Source organism: Cupriavidus sp. WGlv3, from assembly GCF_023952475.1.
GTDB classification, from domain to species: Bacteria; Pseudomonadota; Gammaproteobacteria; order Burkholderiales; family Burkholderiaceae; genus Cupriavidus; species Cupriavidus phytorum.
In genome coordinates, this window is record NZ_JALHRX010000031.1 from 14723 (window position 1) to 37614 (window position 22892).

Here is a 22892-nt window from a genome sequence, read left to right on the forward strand (position 1 = left end):
CGTGACTGCCGCTATCGCATACGGATGTAGGCACTGAAGAGCCCCGGGTGCAGGTCGCGGAAGGTCTTTCGTCGTTCGAGGAGTTCATGCTGCCGGCCTTCGCGTTCCAGGCTCAGCATGTCGAGCATGAGCGAGGGCATGTCGACCAGTATCTCGATGGTCGGCGCGAGCGCGTCGATCGGATATTCCGAGGTCAGCCGAAGCGGCGCCTCACGTCCGCCGGTGGTCGCGTTGCTCAAGCGCCGCCAGCACGTCATTGCGTAGCATGACGTCGCGGCTGTGTTCGAAGAGGTCGAGCCGATTCGTCACGGTGTTCAGGTCGGTGGTTTTCCAAGAGTCTGCGTCAGTTGCCCGCTTGCAGGAGCGGGTCACGACGGGTAAGCCTTCGACATGCGTCGATGGCGCTGTCTCGCACGACGATGGCGCGCCGCGCTCGCGGAAGTCGCGGGCATTCTTGCCAACCTCCCACTACGCCGCCGATCCGAAAACGAAATCGATCGACGTATCGAGCGGCGGCACCTTCCGCTGGAGATCCACCAAATAGGACCCGAGCCGGTTGATGTGGTCCTTCCGGTAAGGCGACAGCGCCTGGAGCACCTCGGCGTCGACGGGATGGCCCTTCACTTGCAGCTCCTTCAGTTTGCGCGACATCCACTGCACGTTGTAGAGGATGACCATGTTCGCGACGAGTTGGTTGTACTTGATGACTTTGCGCTGCTCGTGCCGGACGTTTTCCGCGATGACGTCGCCGCCGGACATCAGCCATTTCGCGAAATCGTTGAACTGCTCGCTCTTGTTCGTCGCGGCATGGATCGTCCGGCGCATTTCCGGGTCGTTGATATAGCGCAGCAGGAACAGGGTGCGGATCACCCGGCCGAGCTCGCGGAACGCGAAATACAGCTTGTTCTTGACACTCTCGGAGCCGAGGCGGCGCAGGATCGTCGATGGCGTCATACGGCCGGCCTTGATCGAGATGGCAACGCGCAGCATGTCCGGAAAATGCCTTTCGATCAGGGCCCAGTCGACGTTGCCGCGGAACAGTGGCTCGATGTTCCTGTAGCGACGGCGCCGGTCCGCCTTGTAGAAGCGCAGCTCCTTGATGTCGCGAATGCGGGGCATCAGCTTGATGCCGAGCAGGTGTGCGAGTGCGAAGACCGGCGCGCTCTGCGCCTGCGTATCGCCGTGAACCGTGTCCGGCTGCACATCGGAGGTATTCTTGATCAGCCCGTCGAGGATGTAGACGGCTTCATGCACGCCGCACGGGATGAAGTGGCTGAACAGCGCGATGTACTTGTCCGACACGTGGTAGTAGCCGATACCGCCATAGCCGCCGTACCGGATGTGATATTCGGATAGCAGATTCTGCTCATAGAGATTCCATTTCGTGCCGTCGGCCGAAACCCGGCTGCCGGAGCCCCAGAACTTCGGCAGCGCAAACTGGTTGTATGCGTTGATGACCCTGACGATGGCCTTGTCCAGGCGCTCCTCGGTCACGTGGCGCAGATTCAGCCAGGCAAGCTGCTTGCGGCTGAGGTTCTTTACCGAGCGCGCGGTCTGTGCCGGTCCGAGGTTACACCCATAGCAGAACAGCGTTGTGATGAAGCGTTTGCGCGGCTCGTCGATCTTTGCCTCGAAGCCGGATAATGGGCCAAACAGTCGGTGTAAATCGAGCCACTGTTCGGTTTCGGTCAGGATGTCAAGGATGCTCACCGGCCGCATCGACGCCGTGATGGCCTGGTCGATCAACATCTTGTTTGGCGGGTCGGGCTTCTTCTCGAGCTTGTGGAGAATCAGACCCTGGTCGCCAATCTCGACGTAGTCGTTCTCCGGAAAGGTAGCGTCGACCTCGTCTGCCAATGCGCTGAGTTTGTCCTTCAGTTGCTGGACGAAGGCCCGGCCATCGACCGGGAAGTCGACGAATTCGGCATAGCGCGGCAGTTCCTCGCGGAACTCCTCCCACGATATCTGGTGTTCACGGGGATCGTCATACTGGTCGCTGTGCTCGACATAAACGTCGCCGGAGTTCAGTTCACGTCTGAGCTGGCTGAACACGCACAACTCGAAATATTTCCGGTGCAGCAGTCGAGCGGACCGCCCGTCCGGGAAGACAAATTTCTCCCACTTTTCCGGGATCCAGTCGAGCGGCAGCTCGGCGAGGTCCGCGTCGCCCAGCAGCAGGTATTCGCGACGTGACGCCCGGTATGGCTGGATCCAAGCGAGCGCGTCGAGCAGGGTATCGTCCTGCGAGCTAGAGCGCAGCGACAGGATGTCGAGGAATTGGAACAGCAGCGACCGCAGATTCCTGTATGGGGCCAGCAAAAACGGGATGGCGTGATTGCCGGTATATGCGATGTGCTCGTTGCATCGGTTCAGGGCACTGCTGGGATCGTCATTGAGGGATGCCCTCATGCGCGCGATGCGCTCGGCGGCTGGAGCCTCATCGTCTTGCAGGATGTGGAGCACATCGCGAAACTGACTGACAAGCGATTCGAGTTCGTCAGCGTGTGCGAGCCGATACTGTTTCATGCGCAGATCCGCCGTGCCTTCCAGGTTGCGGACCGTCTTGATGAAGATTTCCGCGACGTCATCAAGTGCCTTCTGCAGCTGCGCGAGGATGAACAGCACGGCAAGCGTGTAGCGCTTCGCCGGCTTGAGCACGCGCATCTCATGGATGTCGAGGGCTCGTGCTTCCAGGACGAGCTGCATGCGCTTGGGGACTGAAAGAATGTCCGGCGGGGGCGGCAAGCCGTCGGCCAACTCGGTTATGGCCTGGATGTGCTTGAGGAAGCTTGCCACCTCGCGCGGCCTTGGCCGTTTTGGTTCCCGCTTCAGTTCGTCCCAGGGCGTGCGTCCCGCCCGGTTGATGAAGAGAGCGTCGAGGCGGGCTCTGAGCGGCTCGTCCAGCGCCTCCGAGTAGGCCTGGTAGATGGCCTCGTGAAGCCGGCTGCGGGCGGAAGCAGCAATGCGCGAGAGTGTGGCCAGCGGCGGCAGTTCGTAGCGCTGCCTGATGAGTTCCTCAAGCAGCACGTTGACGATGTCCGGCAACTCTGCCTTCGTGCGCGCGGCGATGTCCGCCACGACAGCAAGCCATTCATGGGTCAGCGCGTCAACAACGCGGATGCCGACAAATTCGCGCAGTACCTTCTGGTGCCGAGACTTGCTGCCCGACCTGTCATAGCGCTTGATCGTTGCGCGGGGCGGCGATCGGACCTTGAGCACCGAGCAAATATGGTCGACGATTTCGGGCGGCACGTCTGACATTGGCGGCATGTATCCCAGACGCTGGAGCAGTTTGAGCTGCGTCAGAATCAGCACGCGTGTTGGCGCCTGCCGGAACTGGCCGTACACGAAGCGGATTTCGGCGGCGCTGGGCGTGAAGACTGCCCGCAACTCGTCTGCCGCAATCTCCGCTGGCAGTAACGGGTACGCGGTTTCGGAAATCTGGTTCATAGGTGCCGCGCGAATCGAGCCAGCCGGTACCGTTGCAGCATTTTCCGCGTGTCAGCGTTGCGGCAATCTGAGCGAGCCCGATAACACCGCAGCGGCAAGGTCCGCATCGCTCATGCCCAGGATCCGGTCGATCGTGCCGTGCGACAGCTCGTCTGTCAGCGCGAGAATATCGTCGAGCAGCGCCGCCAGCCGCTCGATCCGCGCGCTCAGATGAGCAAGTTCTTCGCGCTCCTGCGGTGTGAGCGGCCCGGATCGCCACCGTGTAACCTGCTCGCGCTGGATCGGCAGAAAATCCCGTTGCTCGCCGTAGACCTGGCGCGTCCGGGCCAGGGTGGCGTCGTCAAGCACATGGGGTCGCGACCGGCACCGGGTCAGAGCGTCGAAGGTAGCCTGTACCTCTTCAATCTGCGCGCCGGCGAGATCAAGAATGACCGGCAGCGCAGCGATCGGCTGCCAGGCCGGTGTTTGCGGTTCGTTCGTGTTCATGAGGCTCGGTTTCCTGTCGGGCGGTTGCTCATGGCACTGCATCGGTCCAGCGCCGCCAGGCGAGGACCGAAGGCCCGATTGTAGCGCGGGCGCTGAGGCACTCCGCGGTACTCCGAAAGCCGTTGTTCGCTGTTTGGCTCAACTGGCGCGACGTCTGGCTGTACGCGCTGGCGCGGATTCGTCGCGGCCCTTGAGCTGGCCCTGCAACAGGGCTACCTGCTGGGTCAGGGAATCGCGCTCGCGCCGCAGTTCGCGCGTTTCTTCCATGACACCGGCGAGCTGTTTTTCATGCCGTTCGGCCAGCCGCCGCTGTTCAGCAGCGTCGGCGGAGAGACGCTGCCCGTCGGCCACAAGTTGCTCGTTTCGTTGCCGGGTCTTCGAAACGGCCGCTTCCGCGCGACGCTGGGCTTCGCGCGCTTCGTCGGTCTGCAGCATGACGAGCTTCTGCACGCCTTCGAGCCGGGCGGTGGCCTGGTCGACCTCCGCCCGCAGGGCGGCCTCGTGTTCGGCGCGGGCAGCCCGCACAGCTTCCAGTTCGCGGGCATGGGTGGACTGCGCTTCGTGCAGGGCCTGGTCCGATTGCGCGCGCACGGCATCGCGCTCAGCCACGGCTGCTTCGGCCTGGCGGATGGCTGCGTCCAGCTGGGTCTGGCCCCTGGCGTGATCGGCAAGCGCGGTGGCGAGCCGCGCCTGCAGGTCGTCAACCTGAGTGCGAAGCGTTTGTACTTCCGCCTGCAATCCCGCATTGGCGACCTGCAGCGATTCGGCGCGCGTGGTTGCGGCGGCCGCTTCGGCCTCAAACTCCCCGCTGCGCTGCGCAAAGACCTGTTCTCCCTGCGCGACGGCCAACGCCCAGACAGACAGCATGGCGTTGGCGACGGCTGGCGGCAATGCGGCAGAGAGCGCGTCGTTGCGCGCCTGCTCGTCCTTCCACAGCTTCAGCTCGTCATTGATGGTGGTGCGGCTGCCCTGGCGAATCTCGGCGTAGATCAGGTCGACGGTGAGCTCATGCGGGTGTCGGCCCGCGGCAACCAGGCGCGCGGCTGCTTCACGGGTGCGTAGACGGGTATCGCTGATACGGCTCATGGGCGGAAGCGGCTGAGAGGTGGAATTTCTGGATTCTGAATAATGCATATGATCGTATTACGTTATATACGTAATCACAAGCGCCAGAAATTTACGATAACGCGCATAATCGTAAGCTTCGTAGGTGTACGATGCGGAACCCCGCCGCAAAATCGTGTCAGTCCATGAACTTGCCCGCTCCAGCACACGAATCAGTCCTGCCGATCGTATTGCCCTCTGCACTGGACGGCCGTGACGGCACTAACCGGGCGCGCGCCGCCAACCGGCAGGTCACGGCCGATACCGACCTTGAGGCCGTACGCTTGTGGCTTGCCGAGTACGCCAGTTCGCCGCACACCCTGCGCAGCTACCGAAAGGAAGTGGTGCGGCTGCTCGTCTGGGCAACACGCACGCTGGGCAAGCCGATGTCGAGCCTCACGCGCGAGGATTTCCTGCTTTATGAGCAGTTTCTGGCCGCGCCGACGGCCGACTGGACCGACCCGGCCCTGCCGCGCCGCGGCGGCGCGCGGCGGCTTTTCGATGGGCCGCTGTCCGAGCGCAGCCGCCGTCAGGCGCTCGGCATCCTTTCCGGACTGCTCGACTACCTTGTCGCGGCCGGCTACCTCGCGGGCAATCCGCTTGCCCTGCGCCGCAGCCGCTCAACGCGTGGCTCGCGCGCTCGACGCGTCGAGCGTTATCTCGATCATGCGCTGTGGCAGGTGGTGCTCGCGTCGATGGAGGGCTGGCCGCAGGGCACGCCGCGCGAGTGCCAGCATTACGAGCGCAGCCGCTGGGTGATGCGCTTTCTCTACCATACAGCGCTGCGCGCGAGCGAAGCCGCCCGCGCGAGGGCAGCCGACTTCGTCCAGCGGCGGGGGCGCTGGTGGCTGTACGTTGTCGGCAAGGGTGGCGCCGAGGGCGAGGTACCAGTGAGCGACGCGTTGATGGCCGAGTTTGCTCGCTATCGCGCGTTCCACGGCCTGCCGCCGATGCCCGCGCCCGGTGAGCTGAGCCCGGCCATTCTGAGCGTCGCCGGCGACGCGCAGCGGCACCTCACGCCGACGGCGGTCTATCTGATCGCGAAGGAGGTGTTCCGGCGGGCGGCCGCCGTGTTGGAGGCGAGCGATCCGGCCGGCGCGGTGACGCTGACGCGTGCCTCGACGCACTGGCTGCGCCATTCTGCGGCTTCGCACCAGGCCGACGCCGGCACCGATATCCGTTTTATCCAGAAGAACCTGCGGCATGCCTCGATTGAGACGACTGGCATCTACCTGCACGCCGAGGACGATCGGCGGCATGCGCACACCGTGGGCGAGCAACAGTGTCAACCATCCACCACGCCCGCTTTGCCACAGTAGGCGCTGATCGCCCCTGTCATTTGTGAGGCGCTCGGCCCTTTCCATCGGCCTCGAATGGATCGGCCTAGCCAAGGCCTAGCCGGGGTTTCCGCTGGCGTCGCGTAGGCGCCGGCATCGAGAGAGTCAGTGACTGATTTGGTCCGCCGCCGGGTGAGGCGCATTTTGACGGTTCCGCCGACGAAAACCACGTGTCGCAGAAACACCGCAGTCGCCTCTATGGGCCTCCGAAAATCCATTGCGGTCCCATGAAACATTTTGGTATGCTGCGCCCGGTCATCACTAAGGGTTCTCCCCATGGACTGTTGTTCTAGTCGGCGCCACGCCGATCACTGAACGGCTAGTCAGTCAAGGCGACATCTCGCCACTGCCTAGCCGTTACCGGCGGGTAGTGGCAACCATGCAGATTCTCCTGTGTGGCCACCTCCCGATTTTTCTTGTTAGCGATCTACCGAGTAGGCAGATGCGGGTGACGTTTGCGCTCACTCTTTGGCCCTCTCGGGTAGTCGCCCCGAGCCTACACGCGCCATAGAAGCGCGTGAGGGAGGTCTCATGTCGTTCATTACCTGTTTTCAGTTTGCCTTCTCCGCCCTCACCCTTTTGAAGGGCACTCGTTGGTCGGCCCGCACGCTCGCGGCGCTGACCGTGGTGCTCCTAGCCATTGGTCTCGCACCGGCGCATGCCCAGAACGCCGGTGAAAGCCAGCCGGCTTCCGGCGCTGCCCCCGGCAATGCGACGGCAGATCCGATGGAGGACCGTTTTGCCTTCCACGGGCAAGCCACCTACATCTGGCAGCGCAAGCCTTCGTTTGGCGCGGCCTATTCCGGCGAGCACAGCCTCGGCACGGAACGGGCCAAGAGTTATTCGTTCACCAGCACGCTCGACCTGGGCCTGCGCCTATGGCAAGGGGCAGAGTTTCACTTCAATCCTGAAGTCTCGCAGGGTGTGCCCTTCTCTGGCCTGCATGGTCTCGGAGGCCTGACCAACGGGGAACTGGCCAAATCGTCGGGCACCAATCCTACGTTCTACCGGGCCCGCGCCTTCGTGCGCCAGACCTGGGGCCTGGGTGGTGGCGAGGAGAAGCTTGATGCCGACTTCAACCAGTTTGCGCGAACCGTCGACAAACAGCGCGTCGTGCTGACCGCTGGCAACTTCGGCGTGCTCGACGTCTTCGACCTGAACCCCTACGGCTCCGACCCGCGCACCCAGTTCATGAACTGGTCATCGCTGACACATGGCTCGTTCGACTATCCCGCCGATGCGCGCGGCTACAACTGGGGCGTGTCGCTAGAGTACGTGGGCGATGGCTGGTCGGCGCGCTTTGGTCATTTCCTGCAACCGCTCGAATCCAACGGACTGAAGCTCGACACACGGATGTTTGAGCACTACGGCGACATCCTGGAGCTTGAAAAGCGCTATACCCTCGCTGGCCGTCCCGGAGCGGCGCGCCTGCTGCTCTGGCGCAATAAAGCGAAGATGGGCAAGTTCAGCGATGCCATCGCATTCGGGCAGGCCAACAACGTGACGCCCGATGTTGCCGACGTGCGCGCGGAACATGCCAAGGTGGGCGTGGGCATTACGTTGCTGCAGGAGGTCAATGATTCGCTGGGCGTGTTCTTCCGCGCCAATATGTCGGACGACAAGACGGAAACCTACGCCTTTACCGAGATCGGCAAGCAAATTGCCGGCGGCGGCACGCTCAAAGGCACGTCCTGGGGACGGCCCAATGACGAACTCGGGGTGGCGATGGCCGTCAACATGCTGCGATCACCGCACCGGGACTACCTGGCCGCCGGCGGTCTGGGAGCGTTCCTCGGCGATGGCGCATTGCGCTATGGACCGGAACAAGTGCTCGAGATCTATTACAGCCTGGCGTTGTTGAAGTACTTCAGCGTCAGTCCGAATTTTCAATACATCCGCAACCCGGGCTACAACCGGGACCGGGGGCCGGCAACATTCTATGGCGTCCGGTTCCACGCCGAGTTCTGAGGCGCAGAGCGATAGTATCCCAGTGAACAGGAGGAGCCATTATGGATGACGCCTCTAGTCGCTGTGCTGCGCCTGCCAACTACCCGTAGCCGCTGGCGACCCGGCCAGGGTAGTGAATCCAATGGCTCGCGAACCTGTTCTGACCAAGCTGCCAGCACACGCTTCGTGGGCTTCCGTTTAACCATGCTGTCGGCCAAGGAAGCCCCATGGCAAACGAATTCATGCCGCAACTCCCAGGTACGGCTCGGCGTCTGCTGCCGAACCGCTGGGATTTCATTGCCCTACCACTGATTATCGGCCTGCTGGTAGTGGCCGCGTCAGGCATCCGTGAAACACTGGCACCGCTTGCCGGACCCAGCGCCGAGGCAATTTCGCTAGATCCTGCCATGCTGCCCGAGTACGCCCTGCGGACCACGCTGCGTATGCTGGCCGCGCTGGCGGCGTCGCTGCTGTTCACCTTCACGTATGGCACGCTGGCAGCCAAGAGCCGCCGGGCGGAGAAGGTACTGGTCCCCATGCTCGACATCCTGCAGTCGGTGCCGGTGCTAGGCTATATCTCCTTCACCGTGGTCTTTTTCCTTGCGCTCTTTCCGGGCCGCATGCTTGGCGCCGAGTTGGCGGCCATCTTTGCGATTTTCACCAGCCAGGCTTGGAACATGACATTCAGCTTCTACCAGTCATTGCGCACGCTACCGCCTGACTTGATCGAAGTGTCGAACAGCATGCGCCTAACGCCCTGGCAGAAATTCTGGAAGCTGGAGGTGCCGTTTGCCATGCCGGGGCTGATCTGGAACATGATGATGAGCATGTCGGGCGGCTGGTTCTTTGTTGTCGCCTCGGAAGCCATTACGGTCGGCGACAAGTCAATCACCCTGCCTGGGGTCGGCGCCTTCCTGGCCACGGCCATTGCCGACAGCAATATGGCAGCGGTGGGTTGGGTCATCCTGGCCATGATCGCAGTGATCGTCCTGTACGACCAGTTTCTGTTTCGTCCGATGGTGGCCTGGGCAGATCGCTTCCGACTGGAAAGCACGAGCGCGCAAACCGCGCCGCAGTCCTGGGTGTTGAACCTGGTGCATCGTACCCACTTGATCCAGAGTTTGCTGCGTACCTTCGGCCGCCTGCTGCGCAAGCTGGCGCGGGCCCGCTTCGCGGTGCAACTGCCCGCGGCCTCAGGCCCCCAGCGGGCTGGCCTGGCCCGCGTCGTTGACGTGGTCTGGAGCCTTCTTGTGGCAGTGCTTGCCGGTTATCTGCTGTGGCGGACGGTCAGCTATGTGCACACTGAAGCCGGATTGGACGAAGTTGTGAAAGTCATTGGGCTGGGGCTGCTGACACTGTTGCGCGTGCTGGTGTTGATCGTCCTCACCTCCCTGATCTGGGTGCCGGTTGGGGTCATGATTGGGCTGCGGCCCCGGCTTGCCGAAAAAATCCAGCCACTGGCGCAGTTCCTGGCCGCCTTCCCGGCCAACCTGCTGTTCCCGGTATTTGTGTTCGGCATTGTCCATTTCCATCTAAACCCAGACATCTGGCTGAGTCCGCTGATCGTTTTGGGAGTGCAGTGGTACATCCTCTTCAATGTCATCGCCGGGGCCACCGCATTTCCGAACGACTTCCGCGAAGCGGCCACGAACTTCCGCATTCGTGGCTGGCAGTGGTGGAGGCAGATCATGCTGCCCGGGATTTTTCCCTACTACGTGACTGGCGCCATCACCGCGTCGGGCGGCGCGTGGAACGCGAGCATTGTGTCCGAGGCCGTGTCATGGGGCTCAACCAGCCTGTCGGCGCATGGCCTTGGCGCCTATATCGCCCAGTCCACCGCCGCTGGAGACTATCCCAAAATCGTCCTTGGTATCGCTGTCATGTCGATCATGGTGGTCTGTTTCAACCGTTTTCTGTGGCGTCCGCTGTACGCCATCGCCGAAAGCAAGCTGCGCATGAACTGAGAGGGCAAACATAATGCAAAACGAAATCCTGACCCCTACCCAGAACATCCTGACCGTTCGCGACCTGAGCCACGGCTACGGCCGCGATCAGGGCAAGCGACTGGTGCTGGACGGCGTGAACCTAAAACTGCGCGAAGGCGAAATCGTCGGCCTGCTTGGTCGGTCCGGCTCGGGCAAGTCCACATTGCTGCGCATGATTGCCGGCCTGATTTCGCCCACGTCCGGCCAGCTTGACTACTGCGGCTCACCGATCAAAGGCCCAGCAGAAGGTGTCGCTATGGTCTTCCAGACCTTTGCGCTATTTCCGTGGCTCACCGTCCTCGACAATGTTGAAGCCGGCCTGGAAGCGCTTGGCGTGCCGCCGGCGGAGCGGCGTGAGCGCGCGCTTGCAGCCATCGACCTGATTGGCCTGGATGGCTTCGAGAACGCGTTCCCCCGCGAATTATCGGGCGGTATGCGCCAGCGTGTCGGCTTTGCCCGGGCCCTCGTTGTCAATCCGACCTTGTTGCTGATGGATGAGCCATTCTCGGCGCTCGACGTGCTGACAGCAGAGACCTTGCGTACCGATCTGCTCGATCTGTGGACCGAGCGCATGTTGCCGATCAAGTCGATGCTGATCGTGACCCACAACATCGAGGAGGCGGTGTTCATGTGCGACCGCATTCTGCTGCTTTCGTCCAACCCGGGATCTGTCGTTGCTGAGTTTCAAGTACCCTTCAAGCATCGGCGTGACCGCCTCGAGCCGGCATTCCGCGAACTGGTCGACGAGATCTACGCCAAGATGACGGCCCGCCCGACAAAGGGTGCCGCGCCAAGAAACGGCCTGGACATCGGCAGCCCTTTGCAGCCGGTTTCAACCAATCTGATGGCGGGCCTGATCGAGACGGTAGCCGCTGAGCCCTATCGGGGCCAAGCTGACCTGCCAGAAATCGCAGCCACGATGCACCTGGAAGTGGACGATCTCTTCCCCGTCGCCGAGATCCTCGGGCACCTCGGCTTCGCCGAGCTGCGCGAGGGCGATATTGTCCTGACCGTAGCGGGCTTGCTCTTCAATGAGCATGGTACACAGGAGCGTAAAGCCCTGTTCGCCGAACACCTGGTGCGGCGCGTACCAATGGCCGGCTATATCCGAACTGTGTTGGCTGAGCGAAAGGATCAGCAAGCCCCGCGCGTCCGGTTCGAGCAAAAGTTAGAGGATTTTCTGAGCGATGAGCTGGCTAAGCAGACGCTGGAGGCGATCATTGAATGGGGACGTTATGCTGAGATCTTCTCGTGCGATGACCATACGGAGCGGTTTTCGCTTGAAAGCTAATGCAATTTGGCTGTCCTCAAGCTGAGGCTGCCCACTCTGAGCCCGACTCTGACCAGTTCGAAACATGACCATTGAAGCCATCCAAAACATCAATCTGGATTCCCTGCTCGATACCAGTATCAGCGTGGCCGCGGCATTCGTGCTGGGTGCGATAATCGGTTACGAACGACAGTACCGCCAACGTACCGCCGGCCTACGCACCAATGTGCTGGTGGCTGTCGGCGCTGCCATTTTTGTAGATATGGCCAACCGGCTGGCCGGGCACGATGGTGCCGTGCGTGTCGTCGCCTACGTGGTCTCGGGAATCGGCTTCCTTGGCGCGGGCGTGATCATGCGAGAAGAAGGGAATGTGCGCGGCCTCAATACCGCTGCCACCTTGTGGGGCTCGGCAGCCATAGGTGCGTGTGCCGGCGCGGACCTGCTTCCGGAGGCTACAGTCGGGTGTCTATTCGTGCTGGCTGCAAATACGCTGCTGCGCCCCGTGGTCGACCGTATCAACCGTCAGCCCATCGATACGCCCGCCGTGGAGGTCACTAATACCGTCTATGTCATCGCTCCGCGGGAGCGCCAGAAAGAGGCAATGCGCTTGTTGGATGAGGCCCTGGAGGACAGCAATCATCCCACCCGCGACTTGGTGGTTCACGCCTTTGGTACCGACGACGTGGAGATCGAAGCCGTGCTGATGGCGACCTCAGTCGACGGGGAGAAGCTCGATCACGTTGTTGCGAGACTGGCAGCGTCCAGTGCTGTCAGCCAGGCTTTCTGGAGCCCCAGCACCACTGAGTGATTTGCTGCGGTAAGCCCTGTGTCGGCGAAAGCCATCACAGAGTCCTTTTTTCTGAAGTTAGAGCGGTCGACTGGATCAGTCATGTCCGCAATGGCCTCCGATTTACGGGCATCGGCCTCAGTTCGCTGGGTGTCCGGCGATGAGCGACCAGCGGTCATTCAAGCCACGGTTGGCGACATCCCTATATCGGTCGAGACGGACCGATTTGAGACGATCAGCATGCGGTTCCCGTGGCGCTTGATTTAGCGATGCAGCGTTCGAGGAGCGCGCATGGAACCGAATTCCTCTTTTAGATCAATGTGTTAAGCCATATTTGGCGAAAATTTCGCGAATTCCGGCCGACCCTCCTGACCGTCGCCTTGTTCTTCCGGCACGGTCGCCGCCGAACTGGCTGCCTTGCGCCGCCGGCCCCCTTCGCGTTCGCGCGGCGCGACGCGCAAGGTGGCCAGCAACTGGCGCGCGAGCGCGGCTTCCGCTTCGGCCCGCTCCGCCCGGCGCTGCGCCTGCTCGGTGGCCGCGAGCCGCTCGGCCAGCGCCGCGGCCTGTGCTTCCAGCTTCGTGCGGCCCTCCGCCTGCGCCACCGCCGCATCGCGCGCCTCGCTGCGTGCCACCGCCAGTTCGCCGCGCAGGTCTTCGGCCGTGCGCTCGCTCTTCTGGCGCGCGGTGCGCTCCTGGTCCAGTTCGCGCAAGCTGCGCCGCTCGCTGGCTTCGGCGCGTTCCTGCGCGAGCGTCACCGCCTCGCGCGCCCGCTCCAGCTCCGTCGAGAATTGGGTGCGCAGTTCCGCCAGCTGGCGCCCCGCCGCCTCCAGTTCCCCCCGCCCCGCTTCCCAACGCGCCCGCGTCGCGGCGTGCGCCTGGCGCTCGGCCGCCAGTTCGGCCTGCACGGCGTCGTGCGCCTGGCGCGCCTCGCCCAGCTGCGCCGAGAGCGCCAGCGCGTCTTCGCGCGCGACCGCGGTCTCGGCGCGCGCGGCATCGCGTTCCGATTCCGCGGCATTCGCTGCGTCACGCGCTTCGGCACGCAGCGTGGCGAGTTCCGCCGTGGCGGCCTCGTTGGCCGACTGCCAGATGGTCTGCACCGCCTCGGCGGCGATCTGCTTGAGGGGGTCCGGCAGGTCCGGATGGTCGATGGTCACGCGCGTGCGCCCGCGCAGTTCCTGCCAGAACGCCTGCAGCACCTCGGCGGGCGTGCCCATGCTGCCCTTGCGGACCAAGCTGTAGAGCTTGTTGGCGGTGGGCGTGACACCGTAACGGAAGAACAGCAGGCCGCAGACCTCGCGGTACAGCGCGCGGGTTTCGGGAAAACGGCTGCGTAGTTCGGTCAGGTCAGCCTGCAAGGCGGTGTCGGTCAGATCGAGGTCGGCGGCGGCCATCGGCAAAAAGCGTCGTTGAATTTATATATATTACTACGTAATACGTTATAGATGTAATTTCAATCGACAAAGTTTAGACATAAATCCGCTTATGTCTAGCGAATGCGCGGAGGATCTGGCATCTACGTAACCTTGCGGATCTGAACAGACTAAGCTAGACTAAGTTTCTCTTGCAGGAGAACACTATGCAGACCGTGAACATTCATGAGGCCAAAACCCACCTTTCGCGGCTCATCGAAGAGGTGGCGGCAGGCGACGAGGTCGTGATTGCGAAGGCGGGCAAGCCGGTGGTCCGGATCGTGCCGTTCGCCAAGCCAAAGCCCCCACGGCGCCTCGGCGGGCTGCTGGGCAAGATCCGCACGGCGGATGACTTCGACGCGCCGCTCCCCGATGACTTGCTGGCCGCCTTCGAAGGACGGTAATGCGCATCCTGCTCGATACCCATGTGTTCCTCTGGGCGGTGACGAATGACCCGAAGTTGAGCCAGAGCGCGCAGCGAATGATCCTGGAGGCCGAGGAGGTCTTCATCAGTGCGGCCAGCCTCTGGGAAATCTCCATCAAGGCGGGCCTCGACAAGATCGAAGTCGATGTCGACGAACTCATCGCTGAAATACCCGCCGCAGGCTTTCGCGAACTTCCGGTGACGAACACGCATGCAGCCGCAGTGCGTCATCTGCCAAACCACCATCGCGATCCGTTTGATCGGCTGCTGGTCGCTCAGGCGATCACCGAACCATTGCGACTGCTCTCGGCAGACGAACACGTCTGGAAGTATTCCGACCTCGTCATCCGGGTTTAGGGTCCACAGAAACTTCGGCAGTGGCAGCATAGCAGCCGAGGGCGGCCCGATTTGACCGCTCCCCCAGCTCCGCCGATTCTTGAAAATTCGGCGCCTACTCATGGAATTGCTTCCGCTCCCACCTTCGGACGGCCCGGCCGCCCCGCTCCCCACCGCGCTTCCCATCCCGCTGGAACGCCTGCGCCTGCCTCCGGCACTGTCTGGCGCTGCCGGCAGCAACCGCGCCCCGGACCGCGCCACCGGCATTGCCGCGGGCGACGATCTCGCCGCCGTCACCGCCTGGCTCGCGCGCTATGCCGACAGCGCGGCGACGCTGACCGCCTACCGGCGCGAGGTCGAGCGCTTGATCCTGTGGTCGGTACTGCAATTGGGCAAGCCACTGTCGTCGCTGACGCACGAGGACCTGCTCGCGTATGAGCGCTTCCTCGCCGACCCGCAACCGGCCGCGCGCTGGGTGCTGGCCGGCAGCAAAAAACTCGCGCGCAGTCATCCGGACTGGCGGCCGTTTGCCGGACCGCTGGCGCCCCGCAGCATTCGTCAGGCACTGGTGATCCTGAACGCGCTGTTCGCCTGGCTGACCGAGGCCAGCTACCTCGCCGGCAATCCGCTGGCGCTCGCGCGCCGGCGGCGCGCGCCGACCCGCCCGCGCATCAAGCGCTACCTCAGTCACGAACTGTGGGACGTGGTCAAGGCCACCATCGAGGCGATGCCGGGGACCGCCGACACCGCCACCGAGCGCGAACGCCTGCATGCGGCGCGCTGTCGCTGGCTGCTGACCGTGCTCTACCTGGGGGGTTTGCGCGCGGCGGAGGTCACCGGCACGACAATGGGGGCGTTCTTCTGCCGGCGCGACACCCAGGGCATCGAGCGCTGGTGGCTGGAAGTGACCGGCAAGGGCAACAAGACCCGGCTGGTGCCGGCCACCGACGAGCTGATTGCTGAACTGGCGCGCTACCGCCGCGCCCACGGACTGGCGCCGACGCCGCAGCCTGGGGAGACCCGCCCCTTGCTGCTGCCGGTCATCGGTCAGGAGAACCGTGAACGAGGCCTGTCACGCAGCGCGCTGCACCTGATCCTGAAGGAAGTGTTCGGCCTGGCGGCAGCGAGCCTGCGCGCGCGCGGACCCGAATGGGCGGCGCAGGCCGATGTCCTGGCCAGCGCCTCGGCGCACTGGCTGCGCCACACCGCCGGCTCCCACATGACCGACCGGCAGGTGGATCTGCGTTACGTGCGGGACAACTTCGGGCATGCGTCGATCTCGACGACCAGCGGCTACCTGCACAGCGAGGACGATGCGCGGCACGAGGCCACGCAAGTGCGGCATCGCATCGGCTGGACCAGCAAGACCTAAGGCGCCCCCCCGCCCGGCGAATGGCTCTTTGCGTCGATCGTGCGGGCAACTGAGATTGACACCCGACCCGATCGCGGCCTGCCCTTTTCACACCAGAATCTTGACCGCATGCGCCGCCGCTTGCTCAAGCGAAAGCGCTTGCTTCCGCCAAGCATGCGTTTCCAAAAGCGTTCGACGTCAACAACGAAGTGTCGTTTAAACGATAATCAAGAAATAGCGGAATTTTTAAACATCCGCAGGCCAAATTAAACGACGGAGTTCACGTTGAGCACGGAATGGATAGGGTACAAGTGGCTCGCAGAGCACTATCAGATAACCCCGGTACAGGAATTTCAGATTACCAGCGAGATTGGCGCCGCTCGGCGTTCCGTGGTCACCGAGGGTAAGACGCTGGAGATCTATCCCGCCGGTTCTCGCCAGGAGCCAACGCTGCAGGCCCACCTGACTTATGCGATCCGACAGGAAGGAGTCCATCTCGAGTTCCTGGCACGGCTCTTTGATGTACTTCCCCAGGGAGAGTTGGCTGCCTGGCTGAACAGCGAGCGCACCGGCCAGTATGCCAGACGAGTTGGATTTCTGTATGAATGGCTAACCGGCCGCCAGATCGCCGGCGTCGGGGCCGTGACCGGGGGCAACTACGTCGACGCGATTGACTCTGAGGCTTACTTTGCCGCGACGATACCCACTCGAAATCAACGTTGGCGCGTGCGCGACAACCTTCCCGGCAATCGAGATTTCTGCCCCCTGATTCGACGGACACCCGAAGTCAAGGCGGCACAGGACTACGACTGCGCCGCCCGGCTCGACGAGCTGAATGCCGAGTTCGGGGACAATGTCCTGATGCGCAGCGCCGTCTGGCTGACGATCAAGGAATCCAAGTCGTCGTTTGCGATCGAGCACGAGCAGGACCAACTGGACCGAATTCGCCGATTTGCGGCAGTCATGGAACGGCGGATCGGTGAATACCCCGCGCTACTGTCCCCGGATACGCTAGCCGAGCTGCAGCGAGAAATCGTTAGCGAGCGCAGCACTATTTCCCGTTTCGGGCTGCGGGCCTCGCCGGTGTTCGTTGGCGAAACGCATCGGTTTGAACAGATCGTCCACTATGTCGCTCCGCATTGGGATAGGCTGCGGGACCTGCTGCACGGACTTGAGGTCTTTCTGGAGCGCACCGCCGGGCAATCCTCGGTAATTCGGGCCGGCGCGGCCGCGTTCGCATTCGTTTTCATCCACCCGCTGGCCGACGGAAATGGCCGTATCCACCGGTTCATCATTAACGACGTCCTGCGACGAGATGGTGCCGTGCCGCGACCCTTCATCCTGCCGATCTCGGCTGTCATCACGGAGAAACCGCAGAACATCGCACGCTACGACCATATCCTTGAATGCTTCTCGAAACCATTAATGCGCAGGTACGGCAACCTTTGCGAATTTGCGCCCTCCCGCACGTTGTATCCGGATGGCATTCAATCGAACTTTGAGTTTGCCGGATATGACGCTGCACTACCGGCATGGCGTTACCCCGACCTAACTGTGCAGGTCGAATATATGGCCGACATCATCGACAAAACCATCCGGCAGGAGATGAGGACAGAGGCGGGGATTCTGCAGGAGTGGACAACCGCTCGGCGGATGGTGAAGGACATCATCGACGGTCCTGATGCCGATATCGATCGGATCATCCGCTCGATCAGGGACAATCAGGGTGCAGTCTCCAACAAGCTCCGAAAGGAGTTCCCCATTCTCGAGAATGACCAGATCGTGGCAGATCTGGTTGATAGTCTGAAGACTGCTTTCAAGACTTTCGATAGCGGATCCTCAAGATGACTGCGTTACGTGCGGGATAACTTTGGGCATTCGTCGATCTCCACGACGAACGGCTCCCTGCACAGCGAAGAGGATGCGCCGGGATATCAACCAGCCCGAAGGCGTGCACCGCCACGCGGGTTCAATGAAGGTTGCAGCAGGAACCTGCCTGCAGCGTGGCTGCAATGTCTCATCCGCAATGACACCATCGCGCGACTCAGTTGCCCCCTGCGGTGGATGCTCAAGGCCTGCATGATGCATGGGTTTCAGTATGAAATTTGCATATTGCACTTTTATACTGAAACCCCTTGGATCGTCGGATCGAGTTGGATAAAAATGCGCTGCGCCAGTAACTTGACGCGAAGACGATGTTCGAAGCGTGGTAATCCGCGCGCCGCAAGGCCACAGAAGTTCGCGGCGGCATGCTCTGCGAGATTATGAAGATGACCTCTGGGCAATCCAGGTGCGACGCCCAAATGTCCTGTTGGGGTCGCCTCCATTCTCTGCGCCCATCGTTTCCGTGACCGGAAGAATGGCGCGGATGACGACGATCAGTCCAGCCGCATTCGTCGACTTCGAGCGCTGGATGGCATCCACCCCAGAGCGCGATCCGCTCAAGGTATCTCGCGACAGGCTCCAGGCATCGATCGTGGAAGAGCTCGCCCACCGCCGGCTGGGTGTTTAGCAAGCCGCGCGTTGCCTGCCACATGCTGTTGTCTACTCTTCAACCCCGGCTTTCCGCTCCCTGGCTGCATTTTTGTCCATCTTGGCCGCATGAGCCGCTGCCTGTTCGAGCAACGCCGCATGCGCCCTCGGCACGACGAGCATCGTCAAACCCAGTCCGTCCATCACGCGCAGCGCGTGCGCCAGATTGACGCCCTTGCCGTTCTCCAGCTTGGACAGCATGCCAACGGAAACGCCACAATGAGTGGCGGCCTGGTCAATGGGCATACCTTCCCCTGCCCGCGTTGCCCGTATCCGGTCACCAAGTTAGTCAATGCTGCGGATGGTCGCGCGTGATGGTGGCGTTGGATCAGGAAGAGGCCTCGGCATAGGGCGAAATAAAATTTCACGAAAATGAAATTTTACCATCGCCGTCCACGCGCAATAGGAGCACCGCTTCGGTGTTGCCTTCGCCTTGGAAGCTGACAATGCTGTTGTGGGTAGCTGTCTGGTAGTTAATTGCATTTTTGATTTTTCGCGGCTTCCTGGGGTCATGACAAGAACGTGCTCGAAACCGGTCGCGATAGGCTGACCACGGCCCCTCCTGCCGAGTGGGTCAGTCCCGACCACGCACACCTGCGCGGCCCCAGCTACTACCAGTAACGCTGTCTGCCAGGCAGCACTAACTCCCGCGATTCACCTCAATGGCCCTCGCACACCGCTGGGCAGCCGCCACAGTCGATCTTGCTTGCCTGGCGCTCACAACCGGAACCCAATCTCATGATGACCCACACCACGCTCGCGCAACTGCGCTCACTCAAGCTCGACGGCTTTGCCGCCGCCCTGGAAGAACAGCTTGCCCAGCCCGGCGCCAGCGCGCTCGCCTTCGAGGAACGCCTGGCGCTGCTGATCGACCGCGAACTGCTCTGGCGCAATGACCGCAAGCTTGCCCGTCTCTTGCAGCGTGCCCGCCTCAAGTACCCCCACGCCACCATCGAGGATCTTGACGCCCGTCCAGGCCGCGGCATTGATCGGAAACAGGTCACCAGTCTCGCGCTGTCCGACTGGATCACAACCGGACATACTGTCCTGATCGGTGGCCCGACCGGCGTCGGCAAGACCTGGCTGGCCTGCGCGCTGGCGCAGTACGCCTGCCGCCGCGGGCATTCCGTCGCTTATCTGCGCGTGCCCAGGCTGGCAGAAGAGTTACGTATTCTGCATGGCAGCGGTGGCTTCGGCAAATGGCTGCTGCAGATGGCCAAAACCGACCTGATCGTACTGGACGACTGGGCGGTGGCGCCGCTGGACGCGGTCACGCGCAATGACCTGCTTGAACTCATTGACGATCGCGGCAGCAGCCGTGGGCTACTCATTACCAGCCAACTACCCGTCGAGCACTGGCATGGCTGGATCGGCGATTCCACCATCGCCGATGCGATCCTCGATCGTCTGATGCACCGTATTCACCGCATCACGCTGGCGGGCGATTCGCTCAGAAAGTCTGCTCAAAAAACGAGCACGACATCCAGCGGCAGCCACACTGCTTAGCTTGGCAGAGTAGAATCCGTCCCCGCGCAACACCCTCAACCCATCACCGGTCACGACGCCGGAATTGCCGGTCACAATCAGCCGGAAACTGCGGGGCCACAGCGGTCACGATAAAACGGAATCAGTGGTCACGATGCCGGAATCGTCGGTCACATTCACCGGAATACGCACCAACGGCTCAAGCCTGTACACCTCACTGCGCAGGCGGCTCGATGCTGCAGGCGTGCAAACCAATGGCAAGCGCGGACCGCATGCCTTCCGGCACGCGCGTGCCATCAGCCTATTGCGCGGCGGGGTGCCGCCCAAGCTGATTGAGGACGTGCTGGGGCACCGCTCATCAAGTTCCGTGTTGCCGTACCTGAAGCTCGCTGTCGATGAACTGCGCGACGTCTCCCTGGAGATCAGCGAACTCCTGACCGACGGGGCGCAATGAATACGTGGCTCGAAGATGAAGTGCGACGCGATCGAGCGTCACGTACATCACCTGGGGCTGCGCAGTCGCGATACGGCCAAGGTCTACCGTTGTGTTTTGCGCGGGTTCCAGCGTTTCGTGCGGCAACGTGGCGATGCCGCAGTCAGCACCTCTACGATGCAGGGATGGCTGCTGGAGCGCGCGCGGCACTCGCCTGTCCACATGGTGCTGCACCGGGCGTGCATCGTTGATCGCTTCCTAGATTATCTCCACTCGGAGGGCATGATTTCGCACAACCCACTGGCGGAGCTGCGCTCCTGCTATGGTCAACGATACGGCACGCCAATCGCGCGTGCGCTGCTCGCAGCCGAACCTCTGCAGGCGCTCGAGTCTCTGCGCCCGCCGGCTCGGTTCGCCAGCTTTCTCGGCGAGATGCTGCGCGAGCATGTGGAGCTCATGCGCGCGGTAGGCTACCGTTATGAGACACAGTCGGGCTGGCTCCTGCGTTTCGACCGGTTCCTGCAAGGTCGCCCGGAACTCCCCGGGCGACCGCCGGCGGTACTGTTGCAGCAGTGGGCCGCACAGGGCCGGACGCTGAATCACGCCTGGGAGTGCCAACAGGCGGGACGCGCCCTGTTGCGCGCATGGCGACGTGTCGATCCGAGCGTCGCACTGCCGCCGCCGGATCGTCGACTGAAGCACCGCATCGAATGGGAACGTCGGCGTCCGTACATCTATACCCCGCAAGAGCTGCAGTTGTTGTTCGACACCGCGCGCGCCTTCCCATCTCCTCGCGCTCCGCTCCGGCCACTTGCGCTGTACACAATGCTCGTACTCGCCTGCTGCGCCGGACTGCGTCTTGGTGAACTCGCGCGGCTGGATCTTGGGAACTTCGACCTCAGCACGGGCATGCTGGAAGTTCGCGAGACGAAGCTCTTCAAATCCAGAAGCCTGCCCCTGTCTGACAGTGTGGTGGCAGCGCTGCGCGAGTATCTCGACGCGAGACGACGCGCCGGAGCACCGCAGGACGGCGACAGCGGCTTGTTCTGGCATCAGCAGGCTGCCGGTCGCTACTCGCGGGTGATGATCGAGAAGTTGCTGGTGGCCGTGTTGAGACGCGCCGGGCTCAAGCCCGAACAGGGACGCTGCGGGCCTCGAATCCATGATCTTCGGCACGTTTTCGTCGTCTATCGGATGCTTTCCTGGTATCGCCAAGGAATCAATCCTCAGGCGCGGCTGCCGTACCTGGCAACCTACCTAGGCCACAAGGACATCAACTCCACGCTCGTCTACTTGACCGTGACGCAGGAACTGCTGCAGCTCGCCAGCGAGCGGTTTCGACATCTGGTGCTGCATCAGGTGCACATCCCCGGGAGAGCATCATGATGAAGCCGACCGATCCTTTCCCGCGACTGCTGCGGACCTTCTTCTATGAGCGGCTGGCAGAACAGCGCAACGTCTCCGCCCACACGATACGTTCCTACCGAGACGCCTGGCGACTGTTCCTGCGTTTTGTCGCTGAGCGCCGACGTTGTCGTGTCGCCGATCTCACGCTGCAAGCGCTAAACGCAACCGAGGTCGCTGCGTTCTTGCAGCACAGCGAGCGCGAGCGCAAGGTCTCTATCGGCACGCGCAAACTGTCGTCTCGCTGCGTTGCGCAGCTTCTTCAGTTTCGTCGCCGAGCGTGACCCCACAGCCATCGAGCAGTGTTCCGAGGTGCTGCGAATTCCGACTAAGAAGGCGCCGATGCCGGTGCGCCAGGAGCTCCACATGCACAAGATCGAGGCAATCCGGGCGCAGCCGGATCGCACCCAGCTGGAAGGACAACGTGATCACGTGCTGCTATGGCTCCTTTATAACACGGGTGCGCGGATACAAGAGGTGCTCAATCTTTGTCCTGCCGACATCCGATTCGACCCACCGAACTGCGTGCGACTGCTCGGGAAGGGCCGCAGGGAACGCATCTGCCCGCTGTGGCCAGAGATCGTCGAGTTGCTAAAGGCATTGCTGCAGCGGCAACCGTGCGCTAGCAACGAAAGGTTGTTTGTCAATCGATATGGCATGCCTCTGGGACCCTCGGGAGTCCGCTTCAAGCTCACGCAGTACGTGCGTAGCGCCGCTGCGGTTGTGCCGACGTTGGCATCGAATAAGATCTCGCCGCACACTTTTCGGCACGCGGCTGCGGTCCACCTGGTCGCCGCTGGCGTCGATGTCACCGTGATCCGGAGTTGGTTGGGGCACGCGAGCCTCGACACCACCAATCACTACGCCCAAGCAAATTTGGACACCAAACGCGAAGCCCTGCAGCGGCTGCAGCCGCATTCGAAGATCGACAAGCCACCACCATGGCGCCGCAACGAGGACTTGCTCACTTGGCTGGAATCGCTTTGAGCTGGCCTACCAAATCTGAAGGAACTGTCGCTGTTGGGTATGGAGGAGCAAAGGACGGGGCGAGTTCCTTCGGATTTCTCGCTGCTGCTGATTACCTGAGTAATCGGCAGCTGCCGATTATTCAGGCACGCCGCCGAAGAAAGCCAGCGCCTCTTCCAGACAGGC

General features: G+C 62.4%; 21 protein-coding genes. 15 read left to right on the forward strand and 6 right to left on the reverse strand.

Annotation, left to right across the window (positions count from 1 at the left end; genetic code table 11):
- Positions 1-11: 11 nt before the first annotated feature.
- The 4 genes from MKD38_RS28360 to MKD38_RS28375 all read right to left on the reverse strand — a co-directional run bounded on the left by MKD38_RS28360 (position 12) and on the right by MKD38_RS28375 (position 5022).
- Positions 12-239, reverse strand: coding sequence for a hypothetical protein (locus MKD38_RS28360; RefSeq protein WP_012354837.1), 228 nt, complete (start codon positions 237-239; stop codon positions 12-14).
- Positions 240-468: 229 nt separating this feature from the next.
- On the reverse strand, positions 469-3450 hold the full coding sequence (locus MKD38_RS28365) for a Tn3 family transposase (RefSeq protein ID WP_012354836.1): 2982 nt from the start codon (positions 3448-3450) through the stop codon (positions 469-471).
- A 51-nt stretch (positions 3451-3501) separates the two neighbouring features.
- A complete protein-coding gene (locus MKD38_RS28370; protein WP_012354835.1) occupies positions 3502-3936 on the reverse strand; it encodes a hypothetical protein in 435 nt (144 codons plus the stop codon).
- A 138-nt stretch (positions 3937-4074) separates the two neighbouring features.
- Entirely contained in the window at positions 4075-5022 is a 948-nt protein-coding gene (locus MKD38_RS28375; protein WP_012354834.1) for a DNA-binding protein, read from the reverse strand.
- Positions 5023-5186: 164 nt separating this feature from the next.
- On the opposite strand from MKD38_RS28375, the gene MKD38_RS28380 reads away from it, so the two are divergent.
- The 5 genes from MKD38_RS28380 (at position 5187) to MKD38_RS28400 (ending at position 12387) form a co-directional block, all read left to right on the forward strand.
- A complete protein-coding gene (locus MKD38_RS28380; protein WP_012354833.1) occupies positions 5187-6359 on the forward strand; it encodes a tyrosine-type recombinase/integrase in 1173 nt (390 codons plus the stop codon).
- 549 nt (positions 6360-6908) lie between these two features.
- Positions 6909-8345 (forward strand): carbohydrate porin, encoded by a 1437-nt coding sequence (locus tag MKD38_RS28385; RefSeq protein WP_081479558.1) that lies wholly within the window; start codon positions 6909-6911, stop codon positions 8343-8345.
- A 206-nt stretch (positions 8346-8551) separates the two neighbouring features.
- Positions 8552-10288, forward strand: coding sequence for an ABC transporter permease (locus MKD38_RS28390; RefSeq protein WP_012354830.1), 1737 nt, complete (start codon positions 8552-8554; stop codon positions 10286-10288).
- Between the two features lie 13 nt (positions 10289-10301).
- Positions 10302-11600 carry an ABC transporter ATP-binding protein gene (locus tag MKD38_RS28395; protein WP_012354829.1) on the forward strand — a complete coding sequence of 433 codons (1299 nt, stop codon included), beginning with the start codon at positions 10302-10304 and terminating at the stop codon, positions 11598-11600.
- Positions 11601-11664: 64 nt separating this feature from the next.
- Positions 11665-12387, forward strand: coding sequence for an MgtC/SapB family protein (locus MKD38_RS28400; RefSeq protein WP_012354828.1), 723 nt, complete (start codon positions 11665-11667; stop codon positions 12385-12387).
- Between the two features lie 302 nt (positions 12388-12689).
- Here the strand turns inward: MKD38_RS28400 and MKD38_RS28405 are convergent, their stop codons facing one another.
- Positions 12690-13757, reverse strand: coding sequence for a DNA-binding protein (locus MKD38_RS28405; protein ID WP_012354827.1), 1068 nt, complete (start codon positions 13755-13757; stop codon positions 12690-12692).
- Between the two features lie 185 nt (positions 13758-13942).
- Here MKD38_RS28405 and MKD38_RS28410 point away from each other — a divergent pair, with 185 nt between their 5' ends.
- From MKD38_RS28410 to MKD38_RS28430, 5 genes are all read left to right on the forward strand, one after another.
- Entirely contained in the window at positions 13943-14179 is a 237-nt protein-coding gene (locus tag MKD38_RS28410) for a type II toxin-antitoxin system Phd/YefM family antitoxin (RefSeq protein ID WP_012354826.1), read from the forward strand.
- A complete protein-coding gene (locus tag MKD38_RS28415) occupies positions 14179-14556 on the forward strand; it encodes a type II toxin-antitoxin system VapC family toxin (protein WP_012354825.1) in 378 nt (125 codons plus the stop codon). Before MKD38_RS28410 ends, MKD38_RS28415 begins: the two co-directional genes overlap by 1 nt.
- A 100-nt stretch (positions 14557-14656) precedes the next feature.
- Positions 14657-15907, forward strand: a complete 1251-nt coding sequence (locus MKD38_RS28420) for a tyrosine-type recombinase/integrase (protein ID WP_012354824.1) — start codon at positions 14657-14659, stop codon at positions 15905-15907.
- Between the two features lie 264 nt (positions 15908-16171).
- On the forward strand, positions 16172-17734 hold the full coding sequence (locus tag MKD38_RS28425; protein ID WP_012354823.1) for a Fic family protein: 1563 nt from the start codon (positions 16172-16174) through the stop codon (positions 17732-17734).
- A 358-nt stretch (positions 17735-18092) separates the two neighbouring features.
- Entirely contained in the window at positions 18093-18398 is a 306-nt protein-coding gene (locus tag MKD38_RS28430; RefSeq protein ID WP_232348034.1) for a GSU2403 family nucleotidyltransferase fold protein, read from the forward strand.
- A gap of 32 nt (positions 18399-18430) precedes the next feature.
- Here the strand turns inward: MKD38_RS28430 and MKD38_RS28435 are convergent, their stop codons facing one another.
- Positions 18431-18691 carry a helix-turn-helix domain-containing protein gene (locus MKD38_RS28435; protein ID WP_256461669.1) on the reverse strand — a complete coding sequence of 87 codons (261 nt, stop codon included), beginning with the start codon at positions 18689-18691 and terminating at the stop codon, positions 18431-18433.
- Between the two features lie 465 nt (positions 18692-19156).
- Between MKD38_RS28435 and istB the strand changes: the two genes are divergently transcribed.
- The 5 genes from istB (at position 19157) to MKD38_RS28460 (ending at position 22727) form a co-directional block, all read left to right on the forward strand.
- A complete protein-coding gene (istB, locus tag MKD38_RS28440) occupies positions 19157-19924 on the forward strand; it encodes an IS21-like element helper ATPase IstB (RefSeq protein WP_012354821.1) in 768 nt (255 codons plus the stop codon).
- A gap of 64 nt (positions 19925-19988) precedes the next feature.
- Complete coding sequence (locus tag MKD38_RS28445; protein ID WP_232348032.1) at positions 19989-20357, forward strand: tyrosine-type recombinase/integrase; 369 nt, start codon at positions 19989-19991, stop codon at positions 20355-20357.
- Between the two features lie 15 nt (positions 20358-20372).
- Positions 20373-21722, forward strand: a complete 1350-nt coding sequence (locus MKD38_RS28450; protein ID WP_012354819.1) for a tyrosine-type recombinase/integrase — start codon at positions 20373-20375, stop codon at positions 21720-21722.
- Positions 21719-22024: a site-specific integrase gene (locus MKD38_RS28455; protein WP_116344303.1), complete on the forward strand. Its 306-nt coding sequence runs from the start codon at positions 21719-21721 to the stop codon at positions 22022-22024. Before MKD38_RS28450 ends, MKD38_RS28455 begins: the two co-directional genes overlap by 4 nt.
- Before the next feature lie 82 nt (positions 22025-22106).
- The gene (locus MKD38_RS28460; protein WP_240619779.1) at positions 22107-22727 is read left to right on the forward strand and encodes a tyrosine-type recombinase/integrase; all 621 of its coding nucleotides are present in this window, start codon (positions 22107-22109) and stop codon (positions 22725-22727) included.
- Positions 22728-22892: the final 165 nt, after the last annotated feature.

Coding starts and splice junctions, on each gene's coding strand:
- MKD38_RS28365 (WP_012354836.1), bottom strand. CDS start 3,450: ATGAACCAGATTTCCGAAACCGCGTACCCGTTACTGCCAGCGGAGATT.
- MKD38_RS28370 (WP_012354835.1), bottom strand. CDS start 3,936: ATGAACACGAACGAACCGCAAACACCGGCCTGGCAGCCGATCGCTGCG.
- MKD38_RS28375 (WP_012354834.1), bottom strand. CDS start 5,022: ATGAGCCGTATCAGCGATACCCGTCTACGCACCCGTGAAGCAGCCGCG.
- MKD38_RS28380 (WP_012354833.1), top strand. CDS start 5,187: ATGAACTTGCCCGCTCCAGCACACGAATCAGTCCTGCCGATCGTATTG.
- MKD38_RS28385 (WP_081479558.1), top strand. CDS start 6,909: ATGTCGTTCATTACCTGTTTTCAGTTTGCCTTCTCCGCCCTCACCCTT.
- MKD38_RS28390 (WP_012354830.1), top strand. CDS start 8,552: ATGGCAAACGAATTCATGCCGCAACTCCCAGGTACGGCTCGGCGTCTG.
- MKD38_RS28395 (WP_012354829.1), top strand. CDS start 10,302: ATGCAAAACGAAATCCTGACCCCTACCCAGAACATCCTGACCGTTCGC.
- MKD38_RS28400 (WP_012354828.1), top strand. CDS start 11,665: ATGACCATTGAAGCCATCCAAAACATCAATCTGGATTCCCTGCTCGAT.
- MKD38_RS28405 (WP_012354827.1), bottom strand. CDS start 13,757: ATGGCCGCCGCCGACCTCGATCTGACCGACACCGCCTTGCAGGCTGAC.
- MKD38_RS28410 (WP_012354826.1), top strand. CDS start 13,943: ATGCAGACCGTGAACATTCATGAGGCCAAAACCCACCTTTCGCGGCTC.
- MKD38_RS28415 (WP_012354825.1), top strand. CDS start 14,179: ATGCGCATCCTGCTCGATACCCATGTGTTCCTCTGGGCGGTGACGAAT.
- MKD38_RS28420 (WP_012354824.1), top strand. CDS start 14,657: ATGGAATTGCTTCCGCTCCCACCTTCGGACGGCCCGGCCGCCCCGCTC.
- istB (WP_012354821.1), top strand. CDS start 19,157: ATGATGACCCACACCACGCTCGCGCAACTGCGCTCACTCAAGCTCGAC.
- MKD38_RS28450 (WP_012354819.1), top strand. CDS start 20,373: ATGAAGTGCGACGCGATCGAGCGTCACGTACATCACCTGGGGCTGCGC.
- MKD38_RS28455 (WP_116344303.1), top strand. CDS start 21,719: ATGATGAAGCCGACCGATCCTTTCCCGCGACTGCTGCGGACCTTCTTC.
- MKD38_RS28460 (WP_240619779.1), top strand. CDS start 22,107: ATGCACAAGATCGAGGCAATCCGGGCGCAGCCGGATCGCACCCAGCTG.